This window comes from Nonomuraea cypriaca (assembly GCF_015645445.1).
Taxonomy (GTDB): Bacteria; Actinomycetota; Actinomycetes; order Streptosporangiales; family Streptosporangiaceae; genus Nonomuraea; species Nonomuraea cypriaca.
Map to the genome: position 1 here is coordinate 1 of NZ_JADOGI010000347.1, position 8,138 is coordinate 8,138.

General features: G+C 73.5%; 6 protein-coding genes. 5 read left to right on the top strand and 1 reads right to left on the bottom strand.

The window, feature by feature from the left end; genetic code table 11:
- Positions 1-9: 9 nt before the first annotated feature.
- Positions 10-1,506 carry a MocR-like pyridoxine biosynthesis transcription factor PdxR gene (gene pdxR / locus ITP53_RS51820; RefSeq protein ID WP_195902865.1) on the bottom strand — a complete coding sequence of 499 codons (1,497 nt, stop codon included), beginning with the start codon at positions 1,504-1,506 and terminating at the stop codon, positions 10-12.
- Positions 1,507-1,577: 71 nt separating this feature from the next.
- Here pdxR and ITP53_RS51825 point away from each other — a divergent pair, with 71 nt between their 5' ends.
- The 5 genes from ITP53_RS51825 to ITP53_RS61575 all read left to right on the top strand — a co-directional run.
- The gene (locus tag ITP53_RS51825; RefSeq protein WP_195902866.1) at positions 1,578-2,216 is read left to right on the top strand and encodes a pyridoxamine 5'-phosphate oxidase family protein; all 639 of its coding nucleotides are present in this window, start codon (positions 1,578-1,580) and stop codon (positions 2,214-2,216) included.
- 76 nt (positions 2,217-2,292) lie between these two features.
- Positions 2,293-4,794, top strand: coding sequence for a serine/threonine-protein kinase (locus ITP53_RS59895; RefSeq protein ID WP_207757632.1), 2,502 nt, complete (start codon positions 2,293-2,295; stop codon positions 4,792-4,794).
- 113 nt (positions 4,795-4,907) lie between these two features.
- Positions 4,908-6,572: a serine/threonine protein kinase gene (locus ITP53_RS51835; protein WP_195902867.1), complete on the top strand. Its 1,665-nt coding sequence runs from the start codon at positions 4,908-4,910 to the stop codon at positions 6,570-6,572.
- A 23-nt stretch (positions 6,573-6,595) separates the two neighbouring features.
- The gene (locus ITP53_RS51840; RefSeq protein ID WP_195902868.1) at positions 6,596-7,948 is read left to right on the top strand and encodes a protein kinase family protein; all 1,353 of its coding nucleotides are present in this window, start codon (positions 6,596-6,598) and stop codon (positions 7,946-7,948) included.
- Between the two features lie 49 nt (positions 7,949-7,997).
- The coding region (locus ITP53_RS61575; RefSeq protein ID WP_195902869.1) for a DUF2510 domain-containing protein at positions 7,998-8,138 on the top strand (141 nt) is incomplete at its 3' end.

Here is an 8,138-nt window from a genome sequence, read left to right on the forward strand (position 1 = left end):
GCCGAGGCGTCACCCCACCCGGGCCCCGCCCGCTGGTGGGCCAGGCACATCCTCCCTGTCGACCCGGTCTACGCCAGCCGGGCCCTTCCGGTCCTGCGCCGGTTGGAGCCCCCCGCGACGGGTCCCTTCTGACCTGCCGCTCACCCGGATCAGGCCGGCCAGGATCCGGCAGCCGCGCCGCACCTCCGTGAGCGAGGCGGAGCCGTAGCCGATCACGAGGCCGTGCAGGCGCTCGCGGCCGTGGTGGTGGCGTCCGACGTCGTCGAGCAGGACGCCGCGTTCCCTGGCCTGCTCCACGACGGCGGGCACCACCGCCGCCGGCAGCTCGGCCAGCACGTGCAGGCCGGCCGTGTCACCGCGCAGGCGGCAGAGCGGCCCGAGGAGCTCGACGACCACGGCGCGGCGGCGGGCGTACTCCAGGCGCATCCTGCGCAGGTGCCTGTCGAGGTCGCCGCGGTCCAGGAGGGTGGCCACGGCCTGCTGCACCGGGCCGCTGGTGCGGTCGGCCACCGACCGCCTGACCCGGGCGATCCTGCCGAGCAGCGCGGGGTCGCCCACGAGCCAGCCGACGCCGACGTCGGGCGAGAGGCTCTTGGAGAGCGTGCCGAGGAGCACCACCCGGGAGGGGTCGAGGCCGTAGAGCGCCGGCAGCGGGGCGACGTCGTAGCGGAACTCGGCGTCGTAGTCGTCCTCCACGATCGTCGCGCCGGTGCTCCTCGCCCAGGCCAGCAGCCGCTCCCTGCGGGGGATCGGCAACCGGCCGCCCAGTGGGTACTGGTGGGCGGGGGTCGTGTAGAGCACGCGCAGGTCGCCGGGGAGGCCGTCGACGATCACGCCGTCCTCGTCCACCGGGCACGGCACGACCTCGGCGCCCCTGGCCGCGAACACCGTGCGCGCCACGTGGTAGCCCGGGTCCTCGACGCCGGCGCGGGCGCCCGCTCCGAGCAGCGTCAGCGCGCACAGGTCGAGACCGTTGCCGGTGCCCCTGGTGACCAGGATGTTCTCCGGGCCGACGGCCATGCCCCTGGCCCTTCTGAGGTGGTCGGCGAGCAGCTCCCTGAGGCGGGGCAGGCCGTACGGGTCGGGCGAGTCGCCAGGCGGCAGGTCGGCGGCCTTGCGCCAGGCGCGCTTCCACGCCGCCCGGTCGTAGTCGCGCACCCAGGGCTCGCCCGGCGTGAGGTCGATCCACTCGGCGGGCGGCGGTGGCGGGGCCGGGACGTAGGAGGTCTCGCGCGGCGGCGTGGGCGCCTCCATGTCGGCCACGAACGTCCCCGAGCCGTGCCGCCCGTCCAGCCACCCCTCCGCGTAGAGCTGCTGGTACGCCTCCGTGACCACCGTACGGCTCACCGCGAGCTGGGCCGCCAGGGCCCGCGTGGACGGCAGCCGCTCCCCCGGCGCCAGCGTGCCGTCGAGCATCGCACGGCGCAGCCAGTCGGCGAGCTGCCCGGTGAGCGGGGCGGCCGACTCCCGCGACAGGGATACGGGCAGGTCAGCATGGGTGCGCATGGAAGTGGTCCCTATGAAGGGGCTGGTAGTGGCCCTACAGAATAGGTCCACTTCGTCGTTACGGTCGAATCATGCTCTCCACGACGCAGCGCACCACGCTCGGCCGCGAGAAGGACCGCGGCAGCACCGACAGGAACGATCTCCACGAGGTGCTCGACACCGGGCTGATCTGCCATCTGGGCGTGATCGTGAACGGCCATCCGATGGTGGTGCCCACCGGCTACGGGCGCGTCGGCGACACCCTCTACCTGCACGGCTCCACCGGCGCCAGGTCGTTGCGCGCCGCCGACGGCGCCGAGGTGTGCGTCACGGTCACGCATCTCGACGGCGTCGTGCTGGCCCGCTCGATCTTCAACCACTCCGTCAACTACCGCTCGGCGATCATCTACGGGCGGGCCGCGCTCGTGACGGACCCCGAGGAGCGGCTGATCGGCCTGCGGGCGCTGACCGAACAGCTCGCGCCAGGCCAGTGGGACTACGCCAGGCAGCCGTCACGCAAGGAACTGGCCGCCACGGCCGTGCTGGCGCTGTCACTGGAGGAGGCGTCGGTCAAGATCCGCCGCGGGGCGCCCAAGGACGAGGAGGAGGACTACGCGCTGCCGGTGTGGGCCGGGGTGCTGCCGCTGGTCACCTCGTGGGGCGAACCGGAGCCGGATCCGGTACTCCCAGAAGGTATCGATACGCCTGTTCACATCCTCGGCCGGGAGTAGTTCCATGAATGCAGGCCAACCCGACTCCTTGATCGCGCGTCTCATCAGGTGGGCCGGCTCCTGATGGGAGAGGCATATGGAGTGGAGTGCTCCGGGTTACACCGAAGTCAAGCAGCTCGGAACGGGCGCCAGCGGGCGGGTGGTGCTGGCCGTACATGACGAGACCGGCGTCAAGGTCGCGATCAAGTATCTGTCCGGGAGGTTACGGCGCGATCCCGCCGCGCTGGCCAGGTTCCAGTCGGAGGCGCGGCTGCTGACCACGCTGCGCGACCCGAACATCGCCACGATCTGGGAGTACGTCCAGGACGCCGACGGCGCGGCCATCGTGATGGAGCTGGTCAACGGTGTCTCGCTGCGCGCGCTCCTGCGCGAGAACGGCACGACCGAGCCGGAGGCGGCGCTGGTCGTGCTGAAGGGCTCGCTGCTGGGCCTGGCGCGGGCGCACACCGCCGGCCTGGTGCACAGGGACTACAAGCCGGAGAACGTGATCGTCAGGGACGACGGCATCAGCAAGCTCGTCGACTTCGGCATCGCGGTGCGCCAGGGCACGGCCGGGCAGGCTGAGGGCACGCCGCCCTACATGGCGCCCGAGTTGTGGTCGGGGCAGCCCGCCTCCCCCGCGACCGACGTGTACGCCGCCACCGCCGTCTTCTTCGAGTGCCTGACCGGGCACCGGCCGTACCGGTCGACCGAGCCGAGCGTGCTCGGCTACCAGCACCTCCACGCCCCCGTGCCGGTCCACGACGCGCCCGAGCCGGTGCGGCGGCTGGTCCTGCGCGGGCTGGCCAAGGATCCGGGGCGGCGGCCGCCGAGCGCGCAGGCGTTCGTGGCGGAGCTGGAGTCGACGGCCAGGGCGGCGTACGGGGAGGACTGGGAGGAGCGGGGCAGACGGCGGCTGGCGGCGCTGGTGGCCCTGCTCGCGCTGCTGCTGCCCACGCCGGAGCCGCCGGTCCCCGAGGTGAGCACGTCGCTGGCGAGGACGGTGTTCCGTGGGCTGCGCTCGAACACCGTGCGCGTGGCGGCCACCGGCGTCCTGGCCGTGGCGGTGACCGTGGCGGTGGTGGTCGTACTGACCAACAGGGAACGGCCGCCCGCCGAGACGATCGGCGCGGCGGCGGCCGTGCCCCCCACCGAGCTCACCTCGGGTCCCCCGACGAGCCCGGGGAGCACCCAGGAAGGCGCACCGGAGAGCACGCCGGAGACCGGCCCGCAGTCGTCGCCCGAGGCGGTCGTGCCGGCGGAGAACCCGACCGGCCTCCTCCCGCCACCTCCCACGACCACCGAGCCCACCACCACCGGACCCACCACCACCGGACCCACAACCACCAGGCCCGCGACCACCAAGCCCGCGACGACGCCCAGGGCCACCCGGACGCCGCGCCAGAACCAGTCCGGCACACCCGCGGAGACAGAGCCCACCACAGGGCCCACCACAGAGCCCACCACAGAGCCCGCCACGGACCCCACCGGCGCTCCGGCGGAACCCCCCGCCGACACCCCGTCGCCGGCCACGCCGGTGCTCGGCGTGACCGTGGGCGGCCTGACGGTCGGCGCGGACGGCGTCGCCCGGGGCACCGTCACCCTGCGCACCGGCGGCACCGCCCCCGTGACCGCCTCGGCCGCCTGGACGGCCCCCGGCACGAACGGCCACACCCAGCGAGTACGGCTCTCCGGCTCCACGACCTACACCCGCACGCTCACCTGGTCCATCGGCGAGCGCCCCTGCGGCAGGACGGTCACCCTGACCGTCACCACGTCCCCGGCCGCCCCCGGCGGCGCCAGGTCGGCCTCGTCGCCCGTGCCGCCCTGCGCCACGCGGGTGACCGGGCTGCGCGTCGGCCTCGACCTGCCCGACGACGGACGCACCGCGACCGCCCGCGTCCGGGTCACCGCGACCGGCACCGGCGAGATCCCGGTCCAGGCCGCCTTCGCGGTGAACGGCGACACGGCCGCGACCCGCACCGCGAACCTGTCCGGCGAGACCTCCTACACCCAGCGGTTCACCCACGCCTTCAGGTCCCGCCCCTGCGGCGCGACGCTGTCGGTGGTGGTGCGGGCCGGCGACAGGACGGCCACCGCGCGGACCACGGTGCGCTGCCCCGCGGAGGTACGCCAGGTGTCGGTGCTCCGGGCCGCCGCCGGCGAGGCCGGGCTGACCGCGACCGTCGCGGTCCGGACGGAGAACACCCGGCCGGTACGGCTCGACGTCACGTTCTCCGCCGGCCGGGTCACGCGGACGCAGTCGGTCACGCTTTCCGGCGAGACGTCGTACACGCGGACCCTGCGCGCCGCGCTCAAGCTGCCCTGCGGCACGCGCTGGTCGGTGACCGCCGCCACCAGCCCGGCGGCGGGCAACGGGCGCGACAGCGCGAGCGGCAGAACACGGGCCTGCCCGGCTGAGGAGGAGCCGGAGGCCACCAAGACCCCGGAGGTCACCAAGACCCCCAGACCAGACACGCCGGAGATCACCAAGACGCCCAGGCCCAACGCTCCGGAGGTCACCAGGACCCCGAAACCCAACACGTCGGAGGAGAAGCCGGAGATCATCAGGAGTCCGGCGCCCGACCCGATCGGCTGACCTGGTAATTCGTATTTCTGAGGATATCGGTAGCGGGAAAGCGGTTCCCTCTGGTTAAGCTACGGACCGTCCGATGAGGGTGGGGGCCCATTCGACTCCAGAGGAGACCGTGTATGTACGGTGATGGGCAGTGGGGGGTCCCCGGATACACCGAGGTTCGCGAGCTCGGTTCCGGAGCGGCAGGCCGGGTGGTCCTGGCCAGGCGCGACCACGACGGCGTGGAAGTGGCCGTCAAATATCTCAGTGACGAGCTGAGATCCGACGTGGGCTTCGTCGCCCGGTTCCGGCACGAGGCCAGGCTGCTGGCCACGCTGCAGAGCCCGTACCACACCCGCCTGATCGACTACGTCGAGACCGGGCAGGGCGCGGCGATCATCATGGAGCTGGTCAACGGCGTCTCCTTACGCGAGATACTCAGGTCCGAGGGGCCGACCGGGCCCGAGGCGGCGCTCACGGTGCTCAAGGGCTCGCTCAAGGGTCTGGCCGCCGCGCACGCGATCGGCGTCGTGCACCGGGACTTCAAGCCCGAGAACGTCATGGTGCGGGGCGACGGCACCAGCAAGCTCGTCGACTTCGGCATCGCGGTCCGGGCGGGTGAGGACGCGAGCGCCGCCGGCACGCCGCCGTACATGGCGCCAGAGCAGTGGTCGGGCACGCCCGCGGGACCCGCCACCGACGTGTACGCGGCCACCGTCGTGTTCTTCGAGTGCCTGACCGGCGCCCGCCCCTACCGCGCGCCCAACATCGCCGCGCTGGCCCACCAGCACCAGACCGCGCCGCCCCCGGTGGAGGAGGTGCCCGCGCAGCTGCGCGCCCTGGTCGAGCGTGGACTGGCCAAGGACCCGGCCGGGCGGCCGCCGTCGGCGGAGGCGTTCCTGACCGAACTGGAGGCCGTCGCGGCAGAAGGCTACGGCGAGGACTGGGAGGAGCGCGGGCGCCGCCGCCTGGCCGCGCTGGCCGGTCTGCTGGTCCTGCTCTTCCCGAGCCCGCTGGACGACCCCGCGGAGGTGTCGACCTCACTCGCCGAGACCCGCTTCGGCGGACCGTCTCGCCTGATCTCCAAGGTGCCCGTCAAGATCGCCATCGGCGTCACCGCCGTGGGCGTGCTGGTCGCCGCGATCGTGGTCCTCACCTCGCCGTCCGACGAGCCGGTCCTGCAGGCGGGGGCGGGCCAGGTCACGCCGACCACCGGCGTCCCCGCCACGCCTGAGCCGGTGGAGACGTCGCCGGAGGTGGAGGAGAGCCTGACGCCGGCGGAGACCACCCCGTCGCCGGAGCCGACCGCCACGGTGAGCGAGGCGCCGCCACCCGTACGGCCGACGCGTACCCGGCCGCGCCAGACGCGGTCGCCCAGGCCGACGCCGACCCGGGTCAGGACGACGCCCGCCAGGACCAGGAACCCGACCCCCACGGCCTCGTCCGAGCCCCGGCTGACCGGCCGGATCAACGAGACCGCGGAAGGCGTCCGTCCGTCCTCGTCCTCCCCTGCCCCGGCGCCCACCACCAGCAGGCCCACCCGGTCGACGACCTCGCCGACCCAGTCGTCGTCGCCGGAGCCGACGGACGACGGCGGGACGGACGGAGGAGGCGACGGCGAGCCGACCGGGGAGCAGACCCGGGAGCCGGCCGGGCAGCCGACCGGGGACCCGCGGCGGCTCGACCGCGTGAGCGAGGCACAGTCCGCACTGGTGGCGTTGGGGCTGGTGACGTCCGGCGCGGTTCCGGTCACACTTGCGGTGAAGCGTCGTATGGCGGGACGCCACAGAAGGAAGCGCTAGACGCGAGCCGGGGGGCAACGGCGATGAACAACCCTGCAAGCGGTATCGCCGGATTCCGGCTCACCGAACACACCTGGATGACCGAACTCGGCAACTGGATCGACGCGATCTCGCCCGACGGCCGCAGGGCCGGGGCGCTGCTGTTCGATCCGAAGATCATCGGTCTGCCCGGCGTACGCGACCGCGTGGTCCAGACGGTCATGACCGACCAGCGGCTCGTGCTGGGCGGGCTGACCGGGCTGATCCCGGTGGCGGACGTGGTAGCGGCCGGCGACCAGGTGTGGCTGCTCACCGCGCAGGCGGTCAGCCCCACCGTGGCCGACCTGCTCGCGGGCGGTCCGATCGACCCGGGCGGCGCGGCGTCCGTCCTGGTGGAGACGGCTCAGACCCTGGTGGCGGTGCACGCCGCCGGGGTGACGCACGGCTCCGTGCACCCGGGCACCGTGGTGATCACGGCCGAGGGCGCCGCCCTGCTGTCGGAACGCGGCCTGTCCGACGCCATCCGCGGCCGCGTCTCCCCACCCGAGCGCGACGCCGCCGGCTGGGCCGCACTGGCCCGCGGCCTCGCCACCGCCTTCGGCCACCTCCCGCGCGCGGGTGAGCTGTTCGAGCGGGCCGCCAACATGGCCGGCACCCTGGGGCTGGCCGCCGCGCGTGACCTGCTGATCGGCGAGCGGGCGGCGTTGCCCGGTGGCGTGATCAGCCGGGAGCGGCTGGCGCAGGCGGCACGCGGCAGGTCGGCGTTCGCGCAGGCGCCGCCGTACCCGCAGATGCCCGTCACGCCCAGGGATGAGGGCGACATCGTCACGTTGCTGCACGTCCCCGGCCGTTCCACGGGGCCGGTGCGGTTCGGGTCGGGGGTCGGCACGCAGTTACAGCGGCCGGAGACGACCGCCGAGCGGATCTGGCGCTCCGGGCGCGACGACGGCCCGGCCGCGCAGCGCTCTGCCGGCCGGCGGGCCAAGGCGGCGCGGAGGCAGCGGCGGCGGACGATCCTCGCCGCGGCCGTGTTCGCGGTCGTCATGGCGGGGGCGATCCTGGCGTGGTTCAGGCTGGGCGACGCACCGGAGCTGGCGGTCAGGTCGATCGACGTGGCAGCGCCGAAGAAGACGCAGGGCTGCGACAGCAAGGTCCTGATCACGGGTACGGTCGTCACCAACGGGGCACCCGGCGAGATCACCTACGAATGGCGCCGGAATCTGGACGAGGAAGTCGTCACAGGGACCCTGCGCACCGAGTCGGACAAGACGACCTACACGGTGCCGCTGCGCTGGTCGCTCCAGGGCAAGAGCAACGTCAAGGCGACGGCCACCCTGAGAGTGCTGTCGCCAGGCCCCTCACGTACGGACAAGGCCAGTTTCACGTACAAGTGCTGAGGACCGCCCAGCAATGCATAACAAAGCGGTTCTTACTAACCTGGCGAATATGACCACGCAGACCCCCGCGGGCTGGTACCCGGACCCCTACGGAGACCCTCAGCTCCGCTGGTGGGACGGCGACCAGTGGACCGACGCCACACACGCGCAGGAGCAGGAGCAGGCGCAGGCGCAGGAGCAGCCCCAGCCC

Coding starts and splice junctions, on each gene's coding strand:
- pdxR (WP_195902865.1), bottom strand. CDS start 1,506: ATGCGCACCCATGCTGACCTGCCCGTATCCCTGTCGCGGGAGTCGGCC.
- ITP53_RS51825 (WP_195902866.1), top strand. CDS start 1,578: ATGCTCTCCACGACGCAGCGCACCACGCTCGGCCGCGAGAAGGACCGC.
- ITP53_RS51840 (WP_195902868.1), top strand. CDS start 6,596: ATGAACAACCCTGCAAGCGGTATCGCCGGATTCCGGCTCACCGAACAC.
- ITP53_RS51835 (WP_195902867.1), top strand. CDS start 4,908: ATGTACGGTGATGGGCAGTGGGGGGTCCCCGGATACACCGAGGTTCGC.
- ITP53_RS59895 (WP_207757632.1), top strand. CDS start 2,293: ATGGAGTGGAGTGCTCCGGGTTACACCGAAGTCAAGCAGCTCGGAACG.